Raw genomic sequence first — 22,231 nt, 5'->3', positions numbered from 1 at the left:
TACTTCACGATTTAACGCACTTACAAAATAATAAGTATAGTATTGGTGCGTTGATTATTATATTTATAAATTATTCTTAAACGTACAATATCATGAAACTACTGGGATTAAATAGAGTTTTAGGAATGCTAATTCTACTGTTATTTTCTTTTTCATGTACAAGTGATTTAGATTTTAACCAAGTTAATGATGTTAAGATCGAACCGGTATTTGTTGGTAATTTGGCTTATTTTGATATTTTAGCCAATCAATTTGTTAGAAGTGGAGGAGGGGAGCAATCCGTGATTTTTGATGCGCCAACTGTTGATGTTTTTAATGATTCTTTTTTTACACAACGATTAAAAAAAATCGAACTTTCCTATGAAATGAATAATACAATAGCTAGAGCCTATTCAGTAGATTTAGTTTTTTTGGATAGAAATAATCAACGAGTTCATTCTTTAGATTTTATAGTTCCGGCATATTCAGATGCAGAAAATAAAGTAACTAAAACCGAAATATTTGAAGGAGCTCAACTTGATTTATTAAAAAGAACTACAAAAATTGCATTTACCTTGACGATGTTTCCAGGTGCTCCGTTAACTGAAAGTAGTAAAGGAAGTTTAAAATTACGTTCAAGTGTAACCGCTTATTTAATAGTAGAATGAGAAAAATAATATTAATTTTTATTTTATGTATAGGAATAAGTAGTTTTTCACAAAACAAACAACTTTTATATAATTTCACTTCAATTCCTCAGTCTTTGTTGACTAATCCAGGTACCGATTTTAAATATAACTTTTATTTCGGAATTCCTTTGTTATCAGGGATTTCGGCAAATGTAGGTTCAAGTGGATTTTCAGCTTATGATTTGTTTGCTGACAATGGAGTCGATTTTAATGTGAAATTGCGAGATGTGGTATTCTCCACAACAAGAAAAGATAGGGTTGCTGTAAACGAACAACTAGAAATTTTTAACGGTGGTTTTAAAATAAAAGGAGGACTAAATGATTCTTATGTTTCGTTTGGGATGTATCAGGAATTTGATATGTTGACCTATGTGCCAAAAGATATTGCGGTATTAGCTTTGGACGGAAACAGAGACTATTTGGGAAAAGTATTTGATTTGGGGGATTTGAATATGAAGGCAGAAATGCTGTCGGTATTTCACATAGGATTTCATAAAAATATTAATGATAAATTTATTTTAGGGTTTCGTGGGAAAATTTATTCCAGTATATTCAATGCTAGTTCTACTAATAACTCGGGTTATATTTATACTATTCCTTCGAATGTGGGTGTATATGAACAGATGATTTATTCGAATTTACAACTCAATACTTCCGGTATAGCTAAGTATGACGATAAGGATTACGAGCCAAATGTGGTAAAAGACATTACCAAAAGAGCGCTTTTAGGAGGCAATTTAGGTTTGGGATTTGATCTAGGTTTTACCTACTATCCAAAAAAAAACATACAGTTAACGGGTAGTGTTATAGATATAGGCTTTATTAAGCATACTAAAGAAGTAGAAAGTTTAACTTACAAAGGAACATATAAATACGAAGGAATTATTCCGAAATTCAGCTCGGGCGATTCAGCAGAAAATAGTTATCAAGCGTTCAAGGAGGCCATCCCTTTAGATACCCTATATGCTAATTATACTACTTGGCGTCCTGCTAAGTTCAATACCTCTGTTCAGTTTTCATTTGATGAGGAAAGAGCTGAGGACTGCAACTGTCTGGATTATAATCCAGAAACAATTTATAAAAGTGCAGTTGGTGCCCAATTATTTGTAATGTCTACACCTCGGACACCGCTAGTGGCCTTTACAACGTATTACAGAAGAAAAATAGTTAAGGCATTGCATGTAAAAGCTACATATACCATAGATTCGTATTCCTGTAAGAATATTGGTTTGGGATTATCGAGTACTTTTGGCCCTTTGAATTTTTATGTACTTGCTGATAATCTTTTAGAATATAGCGATCTTACTAAGGCAAATAGCCTTTCATTTCAACTAGGATTTAATGTTGTTTTTAAGAATAAAAAAAAATGATATTTTAGAATCTGATTTATTTAGTTTTCAATATTCGACGAGGATTTTTTCAAAATTATTTAAAACTTAAATAATTTTTCATGCCAGCCTGATCACGCTCTTTAAAGATCCAAAGATTTACAGTTAAAATATTATGACATTAACGTAATTTTTTAATTTTAGATAATTGGCTGATATATTTTTTATTGGAAATAATAACGATTTTTTCCTTAAAATTATCTATATTTGCACGCAATTAAACTCCAACTACAATTGCAATGATCGCACACAACTCTAAGATTATCGGAGAAGGATTAACTTACGATGATGTTCTACTAATTCCAAACTACTCGAATGTACTTCCTCGCGAAGTAAGTATTCAATCAAAATTTTCAAGAAATATTACACTCAATGTTCCAATTGTATCCGCAGCGATGGATACCGTTACCGAAAGTGCAATGGCAATAGCTATGGCTCAAGAAGGAGGGATTGGTGTTTTGCATAAAAATATGACTATCGAACAGCAAGCTGCAAAAGTTAGAAAAGTCAAACGGGCCGAATCCGGAATGATTATCGATCCAGTTACTTTACCGATGACTTCTACAGTTGCTGACGCTAAGAATGCCATGAAGGAATTTGGTATTGGTGGAATTCCAATTGTAGACGAAAACCAAATTCTAAAAGGAATAGTTACCAACAGAGATTTACGTTTTGAAAAAAATAATGCAAGGCCTATTGTTGAGGTAATGACCAGCGAAAACTTAGTAACAGTTGCCGAAGGGACTTCTCTAGAACAGGCAGAAGTAGTTTTACAAGGGCATAAAATAGAAAAACTACCAGTTGTAAATAAAGACTACAAATTAGTGGGCTTGATTACCTTTAGAGATATTACTAAATTGACTCAAAAGCCCATTGCTAACAAAGATATATACGGCCGTTTACGAGTTGCAGCAGCAATTGGTGTAACTGGTGACGCTGTTCAAAGAGCTGAAGCATTGGTAAACGCGGGTGTTGATGCCATTATTATTGATACCGCTCATGGACATACACAAGGTGTTGTTAATGTATTGAAAGAAGTAAAAAGTAAATTTCCTCAAATAGATGTTATCGTAGGTAATATTGCAACGCCGGAAGCCGCTAAGTTTTTAGTCGAAAATGGTGCCGACGGTGTAAAAGTAGGGATTGGACCAGGCTCTATTTGCACTACACGGATTGTAGCAGGTGTAGGTTTTCCTCAGTTTTCAGCGGTACTTGAAGTGGCTGCAGCGATAAAAGGAACTGGAGTTCCTGTAATTGCTGATGGAGGAATTCGGTACACAGGTGACATCCCAAAAGCAATTGCTGCTGGTGCTGATTGTGTGATGCTCGGGTCTCTTTTGGCAGGTACCATGGAATCTCCTGGTGAAACCATTATTTTCGAAGGAAGAAAATTCAAGTCATACCGCGGAATGGGTTCTGTTGAAGCAATGCAAGAAGGGTCAAAAGATCGTTATTTTCAAGATGTAGAGGATGATGTAAAAAAACTGGTTCCAGAAGGAATTGTAGGGCGTGTTCCTTACAAAGGAGAATTAAATGAAAGTATGCAACAATTTATTGGCGGACTTCGCGCTGGAATGGGATATTGTGGTTCAAAAGACATTCCAACCTTACAAGAAACGGGGCGTTTTGTTCGTATTACCGCTAGCGGAATCAATGAAAGTCACCCACATAATGTAACGATTACAAAAGAAGCTCCAAATTATTCAAGATAATTGTAGGATTTAAATCAATAAAAGGCATAATTAATTCTGTTTAGGATTTAAATTATGCCTTTTTTTATGAGATGAAACGTTTTTTTAATCGGATGATTCTGATAAATTATTTTTTAAATGCTCACTGTCCCAGCTGTGATTCGTAGCCGCAACTTGAGAATAAATATCAGTCTTGAGTAATTGTTCCTGCAATTCAATTTCTTGTTTAATAGTAATCATATAGGCCATTTTGTCGTGGCGTTTTTCAGCTAACTTTCGCGTAGTGATTTCATCATATTTAATAAATTGCTGTCCTTGTCGTCTAGCCGAATATTTTCGATGACCTAACTCGACTAACGCATCAACACCCATGTTTACAGCACTATATAAGGTTTCTCGATAAATGTGTTCTACTTTATGATCAATTAACTCGTAAGCATCATTTCGATTACGAGCACGAGTTAATATTTTTAAATTAGGAAAATGTTTTTTTAAGGTTTCAATTACTTGTAAATTTACGGTCGGATTATCTATAGCAGCGATAAAAAGTTTTGCAGTTTCGCAACCTGCTGCTTTCAATAATTCTAATCGGGTTGCATCTCCATAATACACTTTAAATCCCATTTTTCGCAGTAAATCAATTCTATCTGAATCGTAATCAAGAATAGTAGACTTTACATTATTGGCTCTCAACAAACGTCCTACTGTACTGCCAAAATGACCAAAACCAGCAATGATTACAGGATTGTCTTCATCAATAAAATCATTGTCTTTTTTAATCTCTACTGGTTTTTCTTTGGAGTTAGAATTAGGGTAAATCAAACGTTCATTAATAAGTAAAAGAAAAGGAGTTGCTACCATACTCATGGCGATTACAGCCATTACTTGATTGGCTAAAATGCTAGGAATTAAATTCAGTTGCATGCAAAAACTCATAATCACAAAACCAAACTCGCCAGCTTGGCTCAATCCAAAAGCAAAAAATAGATTTTGATCTATATTTTTTTTATGAAATCGACTGATGGTAAATAAAACTACGAATTTTACAAGCGTTAGGATGGCTCCAAAAATAAAAATGAAAAAAGGATTGTCAACAATTAACTTGAAATTTATCGATGCGCCAACTCCTAGAAAAAATAATCCTAAAAGTAATCCTTTAAAAGGAGCAATATCGCCTTCTAATTCATGACGAAATTCAGAATTAGCCAATACAACTCCAGCCATAAAAGCACCAAGAGCAGGGCTTAAACCAACTAATTGCATTAAAAACGAAACGCCAACTACCAGTAGTAATGCTGTGGCGGTAAACAATTCTTGTAAACGAGTTTTTGCAATAATATGCAGTAACGGAACAAAAACATAGCGACCGGCAAAATAAATCGTCGAAATAATACCGAGAACAATTAAAGTTTGTAACCAACTGGGATATCCTGTAATTAATGATTGTGGTACATCGTTAGTTGTCTTTAAATTTACAGTAGATAGTAAGGGCAAGAAAGCTAAAATTGGAATAACTGCAATATCCTGAAAAAGCAATACAGCAAATGAGGAGCGCCCTACGGACGTATTAGACAATCCTTTTTCTTTTAAAGTTTGTAATACAATAGCAGTTGAGGATAAGGCTAAGGCTAAAGAAATCGCTAATGTGGTTTCCCATTTCCAATCCATGAATACGAGGCAGCCTACAAATAAAATTAAAGTGGTTCCTATTAATTGTGCGGAACCCATTCCAAGAATAAATTTTCGCATTTTCCAAAATTTATTAGGTTCCAGTTCTAAGCCAATCAGGAATAACATCATGACTACACCAAACTCTGCAAAATGCATAATATTTTCTCCTTCTTGCCCAATAAAGCCAAGTACAAAAGGGCCAATTACAATTCCCGCTAATAAGTAGCCTAAAATAGAGCTTAATCCTAATTTTTTTGCAATTGGGACACAAATGATCGCAGCTGTTAGATAAATTATTGCCTGAAGTAGAAAATTAGTATCCATATCATATTTTTATTGTAGCAAACCATTCATTCAAATAATGGTATTGCAAGATTACTTCTGTATCCAAACCATTTTTCTCTAAAAAGTCAAGAAAATAGCCATAGACCAAGCCATTTTTTTCGTAATCTTCTTGAGTCATATTATGGGTCCCATGTATTACAAATGGAGGTAAATAAATCATATTACATACTTTTGCCGTTTGATTAAATGGTTCCAATAATTCAGGAATACTATAGCGATCACTTCCCGTTTCGCAATAGTTTTTCTTATCGCCACCGGTTGTAATTACCTGAAAAATTATTTTGTCTTGTAAAGCTATCCCTTTTTTTCCATAAGCCCAGTTATGTTCTAGCACCATATCAATCCATTGTTTCATAAGTGGAGGGCAACTGTACCAATACAAAGGATGGTGCCAAATTATTATGTCATGCTGACTTAATAATACTTGCTCGTGTTTTACATCAATGTCAAAATCTGGATATTCCTCATACAAATCATGGAAAGTAATGTTTTCTGAATCCGGAATATTTTGCACCAAAGCTTTATTCGCATTAGATTTTTCGAATAATGGGTGAAAAAACAGGATTAAGATTTTATTTTTTGACATAAAAATTTAGTTTACAGTTTTTTTAGAACTTTAAAATTAGTTATTCAACTGATTTACAGGGGTATTGTGTATTTTAAATTTATTGAAAGATATAAAATATTGCTTAATTTTTATAATTTAAAACACTTCAAAACAAATTTTCCCTTATAATATTTAATAAACATAAAATCTCTTTAAAACAGGATATAACGTTTTATTGCGTTAGGATTTAAGTCAAGATATATAATTCGCACTAATGGAACCCAAATAGACCAGGAATAGAAATAACAATTGTACTATTTTTGCTTGAAGTTTAATATTTAAAAAAAGTAGTTAAAAGTTTTTTACTACCGACTACCCAAAGGATATCATTTTTTGCTAATATCATATTAGATTCGGGGTTTAAAATTCTTTTTCCGTTTCTTTCTATCCCAACAATTAAGGCATTAGTTTTTTCGCGCAATAGCGATTCTCTAATGCTTTTACCAATGAAATCCTCTCCCTTGAGCTCTAGTTGTTTTAAGATAATATCGGTTTCAATAAGTTTTTCCGGAATTTCTATTTCATTCTGATGCAAATAGGATTTAAATTCTTGGACTTGGTTATCTGTCCCAATCACACAAATTTCATCACCAGGAAATAAACGTTCATTTTTATTGGGGATATTAATCATAATTTCTCCACGTTTGATAAAGGCGATATTGATCCCTAACAGTTCTCTAATTCTCAACTCTTCTAATGTTTTTCCTGCAATATTTGAAGTTGCCGCAATATCAAAAGTAGTCATGTGGCCATCCCAAGGAGTTAAATCACTGCGGCTTCTAATGGCTTTTTTGATTTCTCTAGCATTTAAATTTTTGAGAAAATGATCTTCAATTTTATGATATTGTGCATTTAATTTCTTAGGAAAAACAAAATATACTACAACGGCCCCAATCAAAGCTATAAAAGCAATTACAGGGGAGAAAAAGATATTCAACAAGAAACCGATGTAAAAAAGGGTTAATACCATTCGTAATAAAATCATCATCAGAATAGGCCCACGGTATTTGCGTTCTTCTCTTAAAATAGCGACTTCTTTTACGGCTACTCGACGTAAGGATAGCGCCCATAAGAAAGGAGATAATATCACTAAAGTAATCAACGCACCAAAAATATTTCTGAATTGGGATCCTTCAACTAATGGAAGAATAAATTTTGCGGAAAGCAAAATGACCGCAACAATAATTACGGAATGGATAACTACTTGGGTTAGAAATGCGCGTACTACTATTTGCCAATTTGTGACTAACTTTATAGATTGTGCATTGGCACTGTATCGTTCAATTTTTTTAGTCCACTTTCGAGGTAATTTTTTTTCAAGATATTCAGAAAACGGTGTGGCGAATTTAACCATAAAAGGGGTTGTAAATGCTGTCACTGCCGAAACGGCAACTACAATTGGATATAGAAATTCACTAGTAACATTAAGCGTCATTCCTAATGTTGCAATAATAAAGGAGAACTCCCCAATTTGGGATAAACTCATCCCTGTTTGTACCGATTGCTTTAAGGGCTGACCGGAAAGTAAAGCGCCAATTGTGGAACTTATAGACTGTCCTAAAATCACTACGAATGTTAAAATAGCCACTGGAAAAGCATAGTCGTACAACGTTTCGGGATTTATTAACATGCCTACCGATACAAAGAAAACGGCACCAAAAAGATCTTTTACGGGCTTTACTAAATGTTCGATGTGCTCTGCCTGAGTAGTTTCGGCAATGATGGAACCCATTATAAAAGCGCCTAATGCAGGAGAGAAACCAACATTAGCCGCTAGAATAACCATCATTAAGCATAATGCTAGTGAAATGATTAACAACATTTCGTCCGTTAATATATTTTTGGCTTTTTTAAGTAAAGTCGGGATAAAAAAGATACCGCCAACAAACCAAATAGTCAAGAAAAAGATCAGTTTAAAAACGGACAAAAGCAGTTCGCTACCTGAAAACTGTTGACTAACAGCAATTGTTGAAAGTAACACCATCATTAAAATGGCAACGATATCTTGAACGATAAGAGAGCCGATGACTATGCCCGCAAATTTTTGTGTTTTTACGCCCAATTCATCAAATGTTTTCAGGATAATGGTAGTGGATGAAATGGAAAGGATAACGCCTAAAAAGATACTGTCCATTGGCTTCCATCCAATCCATTGCCCTACCAAATAGCCAATGGAAACCATCGCAATGATTTGTGTGACAGCAGTAATTGATGCGGTACCGCCTACTTTCATCAGTTTCTTAAAACTAAATTCCAATCCTAAGCTAAATAATAAAAAAATTACCCCAATCTCTGCCCAAACCTCGACGCTTTTAATATCTTTTACAGAAGGGAAAAAATCAAAATGATTTCCGGCTAAAAATCCAGCAATTAAATAACCCAGTACTAACGGCTGTTTTATTTTTTTAAATAACAAAACTGCAACGGCTGCAGTCATCAGAATTAAACCTAAGTCACTAATTAAAGGCTGTAAATGATGAGAGGCATTTGCGACTGTTTCTACTGTATCCATTTGATTTTGTTACTATTTTAAGGATTTATGTTGCTTGGTAAGATATAAAAATTTTAATTTTTAAAGATGTTTTTAAAGTTAAAATAGCTCTTTATGAAATGTTTCAAACAATAAAAATCCCGTTGATAAGATTGTTTTTTATCTTTTCAACGGGGTCTTAAAATTTTATTACTTTCTAAAATTTATATTCCTAAAAAATTACTAGGAGTGATTTGCATCAATTCGGCTTTAATTTCTTCCGAAACCTCTAACGTTGCAATGAAACCGTGAATTGCTTTTTTATCTATCGCTTCATTGGTTCTGGTCAATCCTTTTAATGCTTCATACGGATTAGGATACGCTTCACGGCGTAATATTGTTTGAATAGCTTCGGCAACTACGGCCCAGTTTTTCTCTAAGTCTTCGTGGAATTTTGGTTCGTTCAATAACAACTTATTTAATCCTTTCAAAGTAGCTTCAAAAGCAATTAAAGTATGTCCTATTGGTACACCAATATTTCTTAAAACCGTACTGTCGGTTAAATCGCGTTGTAATCTGGATAAGGGCAATTTGGCCGATAAATGTTCAAAAATAGCATTGGCAATCCCTAAATTTCCTTCTGAGTTTTCAAAATCAATTGGGTTTACTTTGTGTGGCATCGCCGAAGAACCTATTTCTCCTACTTTGATTTTTTGTTTGAAATATTCCATGGAAACATACGTCCAAATATCTCTGTCTAAATCAATGATGATCGTGTTTATTCTTTTCAACGCATCAAAAAATGCTGCGAAATGGTCGTAATGCTCAATTTGTGTAGTAGGGAAGGAGTGGTGTAAACCAAGATTTTCCTCCACAAATTTCCCACCGAATTTTCTCCAGTCAATTTGTGGATACGCCACATGATGTGCGTTATAATTTCCGGTAGCACCACCAAATTTAGCTGCAAAAGGAATGTTGAACAACAAACGCATTTGCTCTTCTAAGCGTTCTACAAAAACACCAATTTCTTTACCCAAACGAGTTGGAGAAGCCGGTTGTCCGTGCGTACGGGCAAGCATTGGAATGTCTTTCCATTCCACACTTAAATCTTTCAATTTTGATGTCAAAGTAATCAAGGAAGGCATATACACTTTCTCGAAAGCTTCTTTTGTAGATAATGGAATTGCTGTATTATTTATATCTTGGGAAGTCAATCCAAAGTGGATAAACTCTTTATATTCAGATAAGCCTAGTTTTTCAAAAGCATCTTTGATGAAGTATTCCACCGCTTTTACATCGTGGTTGGTTACTTTCTCCGTTTCTTTGATCCAAAGAGCATCTTCAGTAGAGAAATTTTTATAGATGTTGCGTAAGCTTTCGAATAAATCCGGGTTTACATTTTTTAATTGTGGCAAAGGTACTTCGCACAAAGCAATAAAGTATTCAATTTCAACCAATACACGGTATTTGATTAAAGCTTCCTCAGAGAAAAATGGAGCTAAAGAAAGGGTTTTACTTCTATATCTTCCATCAATAGGAGAAATAGCATTCAATTCGTTTAAAGTAGTCATTGTTTTGTTGTTTGTTCGAAAGGCGCAAATATAACCCTTTCGTGACAAAATAGAAAACGAATGGTTTTTAAATAAAGCCGATTAGCTTCTTTTTTAGTGTTTTCATTCCTTCTGATGCCACTTCAGGAATCACATCTAATGGATTTCGGAGATTCGGAATTTTTATGGGTTTTGGATCAATATAAAAAATAGGTGTTTCTCGCGCTGTAAAATCGATTAATCCTGCAGCAGGATAGACTTGCAATGAAGTCCCAATAACAGCAAAATAATCTGCTTGTTGGGTTAGCCCAATTGCTTCATCAAGTGCAGGAACTTCCTCGCCAAACCAAACGATATGCGGGCGTAATTGATTTTTGTTTTCATCTAAATCGCCAAAATTTAAATCCTCCTGCCAATCCAGAATGTAATTTGGGTTTTTGGTACTTCTCACTTTTAATAATTCGCCGTGCAAATGCAACACAGAAGTGCTTCCGGCGCGTTCATGTAAATCATCTACATTTTGGGTAATAATGTACACCTCAAAATTCTTTTCTAATTCAGCCAGAATTTGATGGCCCAAATTCGGTTGTACTTCCTTGAGTTGTTTTCGCCTTTGATTGTAAAAATCCAGCACCAAAGCCGGGTTTTTATGCCAACCTTCTGGAGTGGCAACATCCATAACGTTATGACCTTCCCAAAGTCCGTCACTGTCACGAAACGTTTTGATGCCACTTTCGGCACTAATTCCAGCGCCAGTAAGAACCACTAATTTCTTTTTCATTTGTAAAATGCATTAGGAGATAAAGCTAGTCTTTTTTAGTATTTTTGCCAAAAAAATAATCTGCAATGATTGATATCGATTACCTTAATTTTCTTGAAAATATCTTAACGGATAACCGCAAAGAAAAATTCTTGAAAGTATTGGAAAACAGAACTAATCATTTTACCATTGCCGTAGAAGATATTTTTCAAATGCACAATACGAGTGCCGTCATGCGCAGTTGTGAGATTTTTGGAATTCAGGAATTGAATGTGATTGAGCAACGGTACGGAAAAAGTATCGATAAGGAAATAGCTATGGGCGCCCAAAAATGGGTTGACATCAATACCTTCGACAGCATTACGAATTGTGTCGATACGCTAAAAAGTAAAGGATACCAAATCATTGCTACAACCCCACATGAGAATGATTGTTTGCTGGAAGATTTTGACATTTCGAAACCCACTGCCTTATTTTTTGGAACTGAAAGAGACGGATTATCCGAAGAAATTTTGCAACGAGCCGATGGTTTTCTAAAAATTCCGATGGTAGGTTTTACGGAAAGTTTGAATATCTCGGTTTCGGCGGCCATCATCATTCAAAACTTGACGAATCGATTGCGCAATTCAAATATTGACTGGCATTTATCTGAAAATGAAATTTTGGAAAAACGTTTGGCTTGGGCCAAAAATTCCATAAAAGACATTAAAAGAATTGAAGAACGGTATTTTGAGGAAAATCTAAGATAGTTTAGACAAACTCTTAAATTAGATTTTAACGATTTGTTGATTCATTGCGAGGAACGAAGCAATCACATTTAGTATTTTCTTTTGATTAAGTGCTTATCGTTGTGGGCAAGGATTGCAAATCTGCGCTATCGGGTTTTCATTGTTCATGCTAAGCAAGTAACTAAAGACTAGCTGTTAATGTTCGTTTCTGTTTTTCCAAAAGTTTTCGGTCAGATAAAAAACGGTATCAATGAAGTATAAGATTTCATTTCTTGTCAAGACATTTTCGTCATGTAAATCTTCTAAAATAATTCCTAATTCCAGGTTATGATAATCATTGTTACGATTGTTTTCAAAACCGTTCAATGTTAAAAATTTTTTGACTTGTTTCAAATCTGTGTTAGAAGTAATTGAAACGTAATTTTGCTGAACTACTGCATATAAAATTTCATCGTTTTTAGTAAAACCCAACAAATCATATGCTGTGTCGGAAAAGAAATAATTATGAAGTAATAAATTGTATAAATAATCTTTCCAAGAGTTATAATAAATAGCGTCATTTAGCTTTAAAACATGTTCGCTGTCTTTGAGATAGACTTTTTGTTCAGCCCCTTCACTGACATATTGTGAAAAATCTATGTTGTTAATCCAAAGATTTTTCTCTGTAATATATTCTTCTAACTTCTTTGCTTCTTGTTTTTTGAAATGCTTTTCGTCTGAAGAAGTTGTGCTTGTTTTCTCGCCATCGTTAAGGTAACAGGCAATTGTTTGGATAATTGTTCCAGTCCTAATTTGGCTCTTTCCTGAAACGATATTGTGTAGTTCATTTTTTAAATCATTTAGCATTGACAAATATAAAAATAAATTTTGACTTTCCGACAATCCTAAAAATGATCGCTAACGTCTCGCTATTACAACGGGTTTTGGGATTAAATTAAGCCCATTATTAGGATTTGCCAAATCATCCCAAATACAAAACCAATTTCAATTTAAGCATAATACCCAAATTGCTTGTAGCGTGTGTTAGCAGTATTGTTTTTTAATTAGTATATTGGTCTATTATTCAAATTCGAATTTATGACATTGAAGTTAAAACCAAATTTTATACATGTATCACTAACTAATTCTAAAAACCATATAGGTGAGTCGGGGGATACAAATATATTCTCTATTAATTCATTTAAATCTACTTTGATTTTACAACCTCCATTTTGCAAATTTATTTTTTCATTTCTTGGTGCTTCTATCGGGATTATTGCTCGAAGTTCATTTTCATGAGAGAAACTTTTTCGTTTATGAACAAATGGTAGAAATGAGTTCTCAAATTTTACATTATCTTTCTCATAATCTATATAATTAACTGTTCCAATAAAGAATTGGTTTTTGGATTTTTTCAACACTTTATTTAGGCGTTTATAACTAGATTGAATTGCTATTCCCTCGTTAGATTTTAAGTAGAGTTTCCACATTGCTGCAGATTCATAGTCATTCATATGCCAACAATTAACACCGAAATTTTCTCTGCTTTTTTTTGAAGACTCTGAAAAAGATTCGTAGTCACACATTTTAATTCCGCCGATTTCAAGGCTTGTTCTACTTTTTCTAAATTCAGCAGTTTTAAGTGAGATTGAACCTTCAAAAACATCTTCAAATTTGTCGGTTCTTGTAAAATAAATAGATTCCGAATTGAGTAAATCAATAAATTTTGTAAAATCTACATATCGCCAGATTTGTTGATTTTGATTTGTAGGTTTAAGAAATGAAGAGTGTTCAAGTATCATTTATAACAAATTGGTCATTAAAAATACTGTGTTAATTTCGAGTCGTCTGAAGCAACATTACTGCTAACTAGTATATAGGTCTGATAAACGTCAGGCTTTATTTATTTTCAAATATATAAATAAATCACTGAAAAATCTTATAAATAGGAATTAGTAATTATTTATTCTCAAAGATATATTCTTTGATTATAGGATAATTACGGAAAACCGTAAACAGAATTGTTTATTGCAAAATCCTTAGCCCCGACAGCAGCGGAAAGCCTATGCCGGTTGAAAATTACTTTTTTCTGGTGGTGGCAGAGCGACCAAAGGAAGCTCCTGACAGCGGCTAGAAAAAGGGTTTGAAACCAAATAGCTTAGAGCGCAGGGCGGGAACTGCTCCTGAAATAAATTCAGGATAAATCCTAGAAAAGTTTAAAAAAAGATCCTGAAATGAATTCAGGATAAAAAAAATTCCCCAACTACTTTCGTAATTGGGGAATTTAATTGTAAGGAATCAAAACGATTATTAGCTAACGATAACCCATTGTCCTGAAGCGATTAAGCTTTCAGCTTTTTTGTATTTCATTTCTTGTGTTTGACCGTTTGCCACGTTTTGAATTGTAACGTTGTCATTTCGATTAATCTTTGGCATATCTCTCACGATCGTTTCCGTTACTTGACGTTGTTGCGTTTCTCCCGCTTCACGATTGGCACTTTCACTATTTGGAATTTCGTCTTTACTTAATTGATACTCTTCTTGTTGACGAACTTCTTTTGCTTCTTGAATTTGTTGGTTTTCTTGAGCCGGTAAATCACCTTTGAACAAGAATGAAATCACTTCTTTATTGACATTGTCAATCATTGCTCTAAACAAATTGAACGCTTCCAGTTTGTAAATAAGCAACGGATCTTTTTGTTCGTGAACCGCAAGTTGAACCGATTGTTTCAACTCATCCATTTTACGTAAGTGTTTCTTCCAAGCTTCATCTACAATTGACAAAGTAATATTTTTTTCGAAATCAGCAACAAGTTGAGCACCCTCAGTTTCGTAGGCTTTTTTCAAATCAGTAACCACATTCAACGATTTTATTCCATCCGTAAAAGGAACAACAATACGTTCAAATTGATTGTTCTTGTCTTCGTAAACACTTTTTATGATTGGGAATGCTTCTCTAGCACTTCTTTCTGTTTTCTCTGTATAATATTCTAGCGTTGCTTTGTATATTTTACCGGTAAGTTCCATCTCCGTCAATTTGCTGAATTCACTTTCGGTAACTGGTGATGTGATAGAGAAATAACGAATTAATTCGAATTCAAAGTTTTTGAAATTATTAGATACTTTGTTTTGGTCAACGATCAATTCACAAGTATCGTAAAGCATGTTTGCAATATCTAATTTCAATCGCTCTCCAAACAAAGCATGACGACGACGTTTGTACACTACTTCACGTTGCGCATTCATCACATCATCATATTCCAATAAACGTTTACGAACACCAAAGTTGTTTTCTTCCACTTTTTTCTGGGCACGTTCGATAGATTTAGTCATCATAGAATGCTGAATCACTTCGCCTTCTTCTAATCCCATTCTGTCCATCACTTTAGCCACTCTTTCAGAACCAAACAAACGCATCAGGTTGTCTTCAAGAGAAACATAAAACTGAGAACTTCCCGGATCACCTTGACGTCCTGCACGACCACGTAACTGACGGTCAACACGACGAGAGTCATGACGTTCTGTTCCTACAATCGCTAATCCACCTGCGGCTTTTACTTCGGCAGATAATTTAATATCGGTACCACGACCAGCCATGTTAGTAGCTATAGTTACCACACCAGGTTTTCCGGCTTCTTCAACAATTTGAGCTTCTTGTTTGTGCATTTTTGCATTCAAGACATTGTGTGCAACGCCTCTCATTTTCAACATTCGACTTAATAATTCCGAAATTTCTACAGAAGTCGTACCAATAAGAACTGGTCTTCCTGCTTTAGATAATTCAGTTACGTCTTCGATAACGGCATTGAATTTCTCACGAGTGGTTTTATAAATAAAATCTTCTTTATCTTTTCGGGCCATTCCTCTGTTTGTAGGAATTTCTACAACGTCCAGCTTGTATATTTGCCACAACTCACCCGCTTCTGTTACTGCAGTTCCAGTCATTCCTCCCAGTTTGTTATACATTCTGAAGTAATTCTGTAACGTTACTGTTGCAAATGTTTGTGTTGCTGCTTCAATTTTCACGTTTTCTTTCGCTTCAATGGCTTGGTGTAAACCGTCAGAATAACGACGGCCGTCCATGATACGTCCTGTTTGCTCATCAACAATCATGATTTTATTATCCATGATTACATATTCAACATCTTTTTCGAATAAAGCGTACGCTTTCAAAAGTTGTGTCAGGGTGTGGATGCGCTCACTTTTAATTCCAAAATCTTGAAATAATTTTTCCTTCTCTTCCGCTTCTGCATCTTTATCCAGTTTTCTTTTTTCGATAGCGGCAATTTCTGTTCCAATGTCTGGAAGTACGAAAAAGTCAGAATCAGTATCTCCTGAGAGGTATTTAATTCCGTTATCGCTCAATTCAACTTGATTGTTTTTTTCTTCAATAACAAAATATAATGCCTCATCAATCTTGTGCATTTCTCGTTTGTTATCCTGCATGTATTGATTCTCAGTTTTTTGAAGCAACTGTTTGATTCCTTCTTCACTTAAAAACTTGATCAATGCTTTGTTTTTTGGTAACGCTCTGTAGGCTCTTAACAATTGGAATCCACCTTCTTTAGTATTTCCTTCTTTTATTAATTTTTTAGCTTCAGATAAGAAACCGTTAGCTAATTGGCGTTGTAAACTAACTAAGTTTTCAATTTTTGGTTTCAATTCATTAAACTCATGACGGTCTCCTTGAGGTACTGGACCTGAGATAATCAATGGTGTTCTGGCATCATCAATCAAAACAGAATCGACCTCATCGACAATCGCATAATTGTGTTTTCTTTGAACCAGATCTTCTGGCGAATGCGCCATATTATCTCTCAAGTAGTCAAAACCAAATTCATTATTGGTTCCGTACGTGATATCTGCGTCATAGGCCTTTTTTCTTCCCTCTGAGCTTGGTTGGTAATTGTCGATACATTCTACCGTCATCCCGTGGAATTCGAATAATGGCGCTTTCCAAGTACTATCTCTTTTTGCCAAATAATCATTCACAGTTACTAGATGTACACCGTTTCCAGTTAAGGCATTTAAGTAAAGCGGTAATGTTGCTACCAATGTTTTTCCTTCTCCTGTTTGCATTTCAGCTACTTTTCCTTCATGTAAAACCATTCCGCCAATTAATTGTACGTCATAGTGAATCATGTCCCAAGTAATTTCTTTACCTGCAGCACTCCATGAATTTGCCCAAACGGCTTTGTCACCATCTAAAGTAATATAGCTTTTTGTTGCCGAAAGTTCACGGTCTTTTGCGGTAGCAGTAACAACTACCTGCGTACTGTCTTTGAAACGTCTAGCCGTTTCTTTGACTACAGCAAAAGCTTCCGGAAGAATTTCTAACAATGTTTTTTCGGATATGTCGTAAGCCTCTTTTTCCAGCGCATCAATAGCGACGTAAATGTCTTCTCTTTTGTCGATATCTTCAATACTTTCAACTTCTAGTTTCAGAGCGCTAATTTTAGCATCTTTTTCAGAGCGGTCTTGTTTTATTTTTTCTTTGAAAAATGCAGTACGCGCTCTAAGCTCATCATTAGATAATGCCATTAGAGGAGTTTCAAAAGTTTTGATTTTGTTAAGATACGGCTGTAAAGCTTTCACATCTTTTTGAGATTTATCCCCAACAAAGACTTTAATAATACTATTTATAAAACTCATAATATGTTTTTATTTCTGTTTGTGTAATTCTGTAAATTTAAACAAAAAAAAAGCCTCTTTAGAGACTTTTTCTTGGTTTACTTTTTAATATTCATCCTCATTCCAAAGATAATCTTCGTCTGTAGGATAATCTGGCCAAATTTCTTCCATTGATTCATATATCTCGCCTTCGTCTTCTATAGATTGAAGGTTTTCTACTACTTCTAATGGAGCTCCTGCTCTAATAGCGTAGTCAATAAGTTCGTCTTTGTTAGCAGGCCACGGTGCATCACTTAGATAGGATGCTAATTCTAATGTCCAATACATCTTGTTGTCTGTTTAGTTTTGTGCAAAAATAAATTTTTTACTGAAAAAGACAAGTAAAAAATCATTTATTTTAATAAAAAGTTAAGAACGTTTTTTTTGATCTAAATTTTGTGGTTAAAAAGGGTGCCTTTTTTTACCATAAATGCAACTGAAAAGGAACTAAAATGCTAAAAATTATTTTCTAGGAATCCATTGAACTTCCGCAGCTTTCAAATCATGAGACAACTTTCGTGCCAACACAAAAAGGTAGTCAGAAAGTCGGTTCAGGTACTTAATTGCAATTTCAGCAACGGGTTCATTATGGCTTAAATGAACTGCTAAACGCTCCGCTCTGCGGCATACGCAACGTGCTATATGACAATATGACACAGTAGTATGTCCGCCAGGAAGCACAAAATGAGTCATGGGTGGTAAGGCTTCTTCCATGCCATCAATTTCATTTTCCAACAGTTCAATGTCAGATTCAATTATTCCAAGTTTTTTTAACCGAAGTTCACCGTTTTTAAGCACTTCTTTTTCTGGAGGGGTGGCCAATATAGCACCTACTGTAAACAAACGATCCTGAATCTCGATTAGGATTTCTTTGTAATGGGAATTCATTTCCTGATCGCGGATTAGTCCAATGTGAGAATTCAATTCGTCTACCGTACCATAACTTTCTATTCGTGCGTGATCTTTTGGGACTCTGGTTCCGCCAAAAAGTGCCGTGGTTCCTTTATCACCAGTCTTAGTATATACTTTCATTCAATGTTTATGTTAATTTGCTATTTGTTGCTTTGAAAAAAAACAAATTTACTGTATTAATTCCACTATTGCAGTAACAAATCGTTCCAGTGAACCTTCACTTAAATTGAAATACAAATCGGGTTCAATACATTCAATTTCCATCAAATAAAGTTTATTTTCAATCAGTATTCCATCTACTCTGGCGTACAATAAGTCCTCTTTAAAAGTCCCTACAACTTTTTGTGCTTTTTCAATCAATTCGGTGCTTGGATGCACTAAATTGTATATGCCACCAAAAAGGGATTGTACTCTAAAATCTCCATCTACCGGTTTTTTATTGACCGCATGAGAGAATTTTTTATTGAAAAAGATAAATGAAGTTTCGCCTAAAGTTTGAATCTCTGGCATGAATTCTTGTAAAAGCAAGTCTTTATCTGAGGCGATAGTTGCGTATTTTTTATTTATTTCTTGAATATTTGATGCTTCAAAAACTTCAGTGAGATATGATCCTGCGGAAAATGCGGGTTTTATAACTGCTTTATCCCAATGGGAAGGTAAATGTTCCGCTAGATTTAGAGTGTTTGTTTTGTCAATGAATACGGTTGGAAGGATTGTGATTCCTTGTTTTTCCATCTCACGCAAATAAAACTTGTGTATGTTTTGTTTGATTATTTTAATCGGGTTGAGTGTTTTGACGCCTAACATTTCTATTTGGCGGAGCCAAATATTAAATTCGGTTTCTTTTTCGAAATAATCCCAAGTATTCCGAAAAATAAGGTAGTCAAAATCAGTCCAATTGATAGTTGTATCGCTCCAAATCACCGCTTTGGCTTTAATATTATGTTTGGCTAGTGCAGGGATTATTTTTTGATCTTCAGGATTTAAATCAGGAAGTTTTTCGCAGGTTAGTAGGGCGATATTCATCTTAGGCAGTGGGTGTTATTAGGTGTTAAAAAGCATTTGTTTGTGAAATTTTTAGCCCGGATAGAAGCGGTATCCTGTTTCTTTTTGAAAAGAAAGAGATACAAGCAAATAGCCGGAAAAAGCTCCTAAAAAAGATTATTTGGTTGTGTCGCTTTCAATAAGTCCGTCACGCAAACGGATGATTCGATGCGCATACGCAGCAATTTCTTCTTCATGTGTTACAAGGATTACGGTATTACCGTTATTGTGGATGTCTCCAAAAAGTTTCATGATTTCAAGGGAGGTTTTACTGTCTAAATTTCCTGTAGGTTCATCAGCCAAAATGATGGATGGTTTGTTGACCAAGGCACGTGCAATTGCTACACGCTGGCGTTGGCCTCCTGAAAGTTGGTTGGGTTGGTGATCCATTCTGTCAGCAAGGTTTACTTGTTCTAATACTTCAGTGGCTCTTGCTCTTCGATCTGATTTTGAAAAGCCGGCATAAATCATGGGTAGTGCCACATTGTCTAGTGCGGTTGTTCTGGGCAAAAGGTTGAAAGTCTGGAAAACAAATCCTATTTCTTTGTTTCGAATTTCGGCTAATTCATCATCTTTCATTTGGCTTACATCTTTACCATTCAAAATATAAGTTCCGGAAGTTGGTGTGTCTAAGCATCCCAATAAATTCATTAATGTAGATTTTCCAGATCCAGAAGGACCCATTAATGCTACATATTCTCCTTTGTTTATTTCTAAATCAATGCCTTTGAGCACATAAACAATTTCATTTCCCAGTACAAAATTTCTTTTGATGTTGGTTATTTTTATTAGCGGGTTTGCCATTAGAATGTTTGATTTTTGACCTTCGACTGTGCTCAGGATGCTATTAAATTAGATTTTAAAAGTACAAAAACTTTTGTGTTATTAATAAGTAGTGAATTTTTTAATTTGTTACAATTTATCAGCATTGAATTTCAAACCTAATGTTTTTATAAATCATCACGTACTAATTTTTAATTTTTTGATACATAAAATAGGAGTTTAACATTTTATATAATTTAACGCTTAATTTATATAATTCACACGTATGTGTTTTTTATTTCACAATTATTTTAATTAGTTACATAATTTTTTGTTATTTATTGAATATAGTACAAAGTTATTTACATTTGTTTAAGAATAATTAATCAAATCAAAAATTATGAAAAATACTAAACTAGCACTAGGATTAGCGGTAATCGCTATTGGATTTACATCTTGCAAAGATGAAAAAGCGGAACAAGCAGAGAAAAAAGTTGACACCTATGTAATGTATGTAGATTCATTAGGTAATGTTACTGCTGAAGACGCTAAAAGTAACTGGGAAGGAATAGAAGCGGCTTACCTAATAAGAAGCGGAGAAGCTGAAGCAGCTATCGCAAACATGAAGGATAATGTGGAGGCGCAAGCACGTCTTGATGCAAGCAGAGCCAAGTATGAAGCTTTGAGAGCCAAATATGAAGCTCAAAAAGCGGAGGCAGAAGTAGCTGTAGCAGCGGCAGCACCGAACAGTAAACAACAAATGAGAAACGCCTTATTTGGTGAAGGAAAAATGGGTGAGGATATGAATTTTAATTGGGTAAATGCATCGAATATTCATAATGTTTACCAACAATTTGTGCATACAGTTGAAGACAACAAAGATAAATATTCTCGTGAAGACTGGGATGAAATTAAAGTAATGTACGAAGCGCTTGACAGTAGAAAAAATACTGTGGAGAAAGAAGGACTTACCTCTGAAGATAACAGAAAAATTGCGGGTTTAAAAGCGAAATTTGGTCCAATGTATACCTTGAACCGAATGGGAGCTAAATCAGGAGAAATGAAAAGAGCAAAAGAATAAGGATTACTTAATTCATGTTGAGATGACAGTCAGTAATGACTGTCATTTTTTTATACCCGTATCACAAAATGTTCTTTGGACTGTTCTCTTCTAAAAAACACCAATCCCCATTGAAAAGTATCTATCGTTACGGTAACTTTTGGATGTTTTTTTATAATTTCCCAAGCTTCTCCCATTTCCTGTGACCAATGAATGTCATCAAATATCCAAACAGTTTCGTTAGTAATGGTTGGCAATAATACTTCAAAATAATCCAAAGTTGCTTTCTTGGAGTGGTTCCCGTCAAAATAAATGAGTTTAAAGTTTAAAGCTTGAAGTTTATTCAAATAAGTATTGAATTCAGTTATTTCGGTATTTACATTGGTTAAACCAAATTGTTTAAATTGGTTTTGAGCTTGTTTCGCGGTTTCAGGGCAACCTTCTAAAGTGGTTATTTTGGCTTTTAAATTTCCTAAAGCTAGGGCCGAAGTCGCCAATCCCAATGAAGTTCCAATTTCTAAAATACTATTGGGTTGAAAATAATTTGTTATTCTAAATAATAATTGGGCTCGCTTGGGAGAGATTCCAGCCGTTGCAGCAATTTTAGCAATGGCTCTATTATTGGATTTAAAAACTTTGGAACCTGCACCAAAATCAGTAACTTTAATTGTATTGTCGTTATGTAAAAGTGATTTTCGGTACTTCCTTAAAATGGCATACTCAGATTTGGGTCTTTTATCATACAAACATTTTGTCAATAAAGTAAACACAAAAGGCGAATGTACCGCATGCTCATTTTTTGAGTGCCAAAGGAATTGTAAGTACGATTTTATTTGGAATAGCATAAAGGCGTTTGCAAAGTAGGGGCGAAGATACAAAAAAGGAGGGAAGAGAGAGGCAAGATACAAGAAGCGAGAGAGAAGAAA

At 34.5% G+C, this 22,231-nt stretch carries 18 protein-coding genes; 5 read left to right on the top strand and 13 right to left on the bottom strand.

Annotation, left to right across the window (positions count from 1 at the left end):
* Positions 1–92 precede the first annotated feature (92 nt).
* The 3 genes from AC0608_RS13250 (at position 93) to guaB (ending at position 3,768) form a co-directional block, all read left to right on the top strand.
* The gene (locus AC0608_RS13250; RefSeq protein ID WP_478289392.1) at positions 93–647 is read left to right on the top strand and encodes a hypothetical protein; all 555 of its coding nucleotides are present in this window, start codon (positions 93–95) and stop codon (positions 645–647) included.
* On the top strand, positions 644–2,038 hold the full coding sequence (locus tag AC0608_RS13245; RefSeq protein WP_478289391.1) for a DUF5723 family protein: 1,395 nt from the start codon (positions 644–646) through the stop codon (positions 2,036–2,038). Before AC0608_RS13250 ends, AC0608_RS13245 begins: the two co-directional genes overlap by 4 nt.
* A 257-nt stretch (positions 2,039–2,295) precedes the next feature.
* Complete coding sequence (gene guaB, locus AC0608_RS13240; protein WP_478289390.1) at positions 2,296–3,768, top strand: IMP dehydrogenase; 1,473 nt, start codon at positions 2,296–2,298, stop codon at positions 3,766–3,768.
* Positions 3,769–3,852: 84 nt separating this feature from the next.
* Here the strand turns inward: guaB and AC0608_RS13235 are convergent, their stop codons facing one another.
* The 5 genes from AC0608_RS13235 to AC0608_RS13215 all read right to left on the bottom strand — a co-directional run bounded on the left by AC0608_RS13235 (position 3,853) and on the right by AC0608_RS13215 (position 11,171).
* On the bottom strand, positions 3,853–5,742 hold the full coding sequence (locus AC0608_RS13235; RefSeq protein WP_478289389.1) for a monovalent cation:proton antiporter-2 (CPA2) family protein: 1,890 nt from the start codon (positions 5,740–5,742) through the stop codon (positions 3,853–3,855).
* Between the two features lies 1 nt (position 5,743).
* Entirely contained in the window at positions 5,744–6,349 is a 606-nt protein-coding gene (locus tag AC0608_RS13230; protein ID WP_417959453.1) for an NAD(P)H-dependent oxidoreductase, read from the bottom strand.
* A gap of 292 nt (positions 6,350–6,641) precedes the next feature.
* Positions 6,642–8,882: a cation:proton antiporter domain-containing protein gene (locus AC0608_RS13225; protein ID WP_478289388.1), complete on the bottom strand. Its 2,241-nt coding sequence runs from the start codon at positions 8,880–8,882 to the stop codon at positions 6,642–6,644.
* A gap of 182 nt (positions 8,883–9,064) precedes the next feature.
* Positions 9,065–10,411, bottom strand: a complete 1,347-nt coding sequence (purB, locus tag AC0608_RS13220; protein WP_478289387.1) for an adenylosuccinate lyase — start codon at positions 10,409–10,411, stop codon at positions 9,065–9,067.
* A gap of 67 nt (positions 10,412–10,478) precedes the next feature.
* Entirely contained in the window at positions 10,479–11,171 is a 693-nt protein-coding gene (locus AC0608_RS13215) for an SIR2 family NAD-dependent protein deacylase (protein WP_417990198.1), read from the bottom strand.
* A 65-nt stretch (positions 11,172–11,236) separates the two neighbouring features.
* On the opposite strand from AC0608_RS13215, the gene AC0608_RS13210 reads away from it, so the two are divergent.
* Positions 11,237–11,899, top strand: a complete 663-nt coding sequence (locus AC0608_RS13210) for a TrmH family RNA methyltransferase (RefSeq protein ID WP_478289386.1) — start codon at positions 11,237–11,239, stop codon at positions 11,897–11,899.
* Between the two features lie 174 nt (positions 11,900–12,073).
* Here the strand turns inward: AC0608_RS13210 and AC0608_RS13205 are convergent, their stop codons facing one another.
* The 7 genes from AC0608_RS13205 to AC0608_RS13175 form a co-directional block, all read right to left on the bottom strand.
* On the bottom strand, positions 12,074–12,724 hold the full coding sequence (locus AC0608_RS13205) for a putative polyvalent protein kinase domain-containing protein (RefSeq protein ID WP_478289385.1): 651 nt from the start codon (positions 12,722–12,724) through the stop codon (positions 12,074–12,076).
* Between the two features lie 197 nt (positions 12,725–12,921).
* Positions 12,922–13,659, bottom strand: a complete 738-nt coding sequence (locus AC0608_RS13200) for a hypothetical protein (RefSeq protein WP_478289384.1) — start codon at positions 13,657–13,659, stop codon at positions 12,922–12,924.
* Between the two features lie 508 nt (positions 13,660–14,167).
* Complete coding sequence (gene secA, locus AC0608_RS13195; RefSeq protein ID WP_478289383.1) at positions 14,168–17,509, bottom strand: preprotein translocase subunit SecA; 3,342 nt, start codon at positions 17,507–17,509, stop codon at positions 14,168–14,170.
* Positions 17,510–17,593: 84 nt separating this feature from the next.
* Positions 17,594–17,815: a DUF2795 domain-containing protein gene (locus tag AC0608_RS13190; protein WP_007138072.1), complete on the bottom strand. Its 222-nt coding sequence runs from the start codon at positions 17,813–17,815 to the stop codon at positions 17,594–17,596.
* 174 nt (positions 17,816–17,989) lie between these two features.
* Positions 17,990–18,559: a cob(I)yrinic acid a,c-diamide adenosyltransferase gene (locus AC0608_RS13185; RefSeq protein WP_417959463.1), complete on the bottom strand. Its 570-nt coding sequence runs from the start codon at positions 18,557–18,559 to the stop codon at positions 17,990–17,992.
* 48 nt (positions 18,560–18,607) lie between these two features.
* Positions 18,608–19,465, bottom strand: coding sequence for an ATP-grasp domain-containing protein (locus tag AC0608_RS13180; RefSeq protein ID WP_478289382.1), 858 nt, complete (start codon positions 19,463–19,465; stop codon positions 18,608–18,610).
* Between the two features lie 135 nt (positions 19,466–19,600).
* Positions 19,601–20,287 carry an ABC transporter ATP-binding protein gene (locus AC0608_RS13175; RefSeq protein ID WP_417959465.1) on the bottom strand — a complete coding sequence of 229 codons (687 nt, stop codon included), beginning with the start codon at positions 20,285–20,287 and terminating at the stop codon, positions 19,601–19,603.
* 358 nt (positions 20,288–20,645) lie between these two features.
* Between AC0608_RS13175 and AC0608_RS13170 the strand changes: the two genes are divergently transcribed.
* Positions 20,646–21,326 carry a DUF6565 domain-containing protein gene (locus AC0608_RS13170; RefSeq protein WP_417959466.1) on the top strand — a complete coding sequence of 227 codons (681 nt, stop codon included), beginning with the start codon at positions 20,646–20,648 and terminating at the stop codon, positions 21,324–21,326.
* Positions 21,327–21,376: 50 nt separating this feature from the next.
* Here the strand turns inward: AC0608_RS13170 and AC0608_RS13165 are convergent, their stop codons facing one another.
* Positions 21,377–22,150: an O-methyltransferase gene (locus tag AC0608_RS13165; protein WP_478289381.1), complete on the bottom strand. Its 774-nt coding sequence runs from the start codon at positions 22,148–22,150 to the stop codon at positions 21,377–21,379.
* Between the last annotated feature and the right edge of the window lie 81 nt (positions 22,151–22,231).

Source organism: Flavobacterium sp. GNP008 (genome assembly GCF_056428965.1).
Note: the sequence above shows the minus strand (reverse complement) of the source record. Positions and strands in the feature narration are given on the sequence as shown.

Coding starts and splice junctions, on each gene's coding strand:
- AC0608_RS13180 (WP_478289382.1), bottom strand. CDS start 19,465: ATGAATATCGCCCTACTAACCTGCGAAAAACTTCCTGATTTAAATCCT.
- AC0608_RS13245 (WP_478289391.1), top strand. CDS start 644: ATGAGAAAAATAATATTAATTTTTATTTTATGTATAGGAATAAGTAGT.
- AC0608_RS13250 (WP_478289392.1), top strand. CDS start 93: ATGAAACTACTGGGATTAAATAGAGTTTTAGGAATGCTAATTCTACTG.
- AC0608_RS13235 (WP_478289389.1), bottom strand. CDS start 5,742: ATGGATACTAATTTTCTACTTCAGGCAATAATTTATCTAACAGCTGCG.
- secA (WP_478289383.1), bottom strand. CDS start 17,509: ATGAGTTTTATAAATAGTATTATTAAAGTCTTTGTTGGGGATAAATCT.
- AC0608_RS13230 (WP_417959453.1), bottom strand. CDS start 6,349: ATGTCAAAAAATAAAATCTTAATCCTGTTTTTTCACCCATTATTCGAA.
- AC0608_RS13165 (WP_478289381.1), bottom strand. CDS start 22,150: ATGCTATTCCAAATAAAATCGTACTTACAATTCCTTTGGCACTCAAAA.
- AC0608_RS13210 (WP_478289386.1), top strand. CDS start 11,237: ATGATTGATATCGATTACCTTAATTTTCTTGAAAATATCTTAACGGAT.
- AC0608_RS13205 (WP_478289385.1), bottom strand. CDS start 12,724: ATGCTAAATGATTTAAAAAATGAACTACACAATATCGTTTCAGGAAAG.
- AC0608_RS13185 (WP_417959463.1), bottom strand. CDS start 18,559: ATGAAAGTATATACTAAGACTGGTGATAAAGGAACCACGGCACTTTTT.
- AC0608_RS13170 (WP_417959466.1), top strand. CDS start 20,646: ATGAAAAATACTAAACTAGCACTAGGATTAGCGGTAATCGCTATTGGA.
- AC0608_RS13190 (WP_007138072.1), bottom strand. CDS start 17,815: ATGTATTGGACATTAGAATTAGCATCCTATCTAAGTGATGCACCGTGG.
- AC0608_RS13225 (WP_478289388.1), bottom strand. CDS start 8,882: ATGGATACAGTAGAAACAGTCGCAAATGCCTCTCATCATTTACAGCCT.
- AC0608_RS13175 (WP_417959465.1), bottom strand. CDS start 20,287: ATGGCAAACCCGCTAATAAAAATAACCAACATCAAAAGAAATTTTGTA.
- AC0608_RS13215 (WP_417990198.1), bottom strand. CDS start 11,171: ATGAAAAAGAAATTAGTGGTTCTTACTGGCGCTGGAATTAGTGCCGAA.
- purB (WP_478289387.1), bottom strand. CDS start 10,411: ATGACTACTTTAAACGAATTGAATGCTATTTCTCCTATTGATGGAAGA.
- guaB (WP_478289390.1), top strand. CDS start 2,296: ATGATCGCACACAACTCTAAGATTATCGGAGAAGGATTAACTTACGAT.
- AC0608_RS13200 (WP_478289384.1), bottom strand. CDS start 13,659: ATGATACTTGAACACTCTTCATTTCTTAAACCTACAAATCAAAATCAA.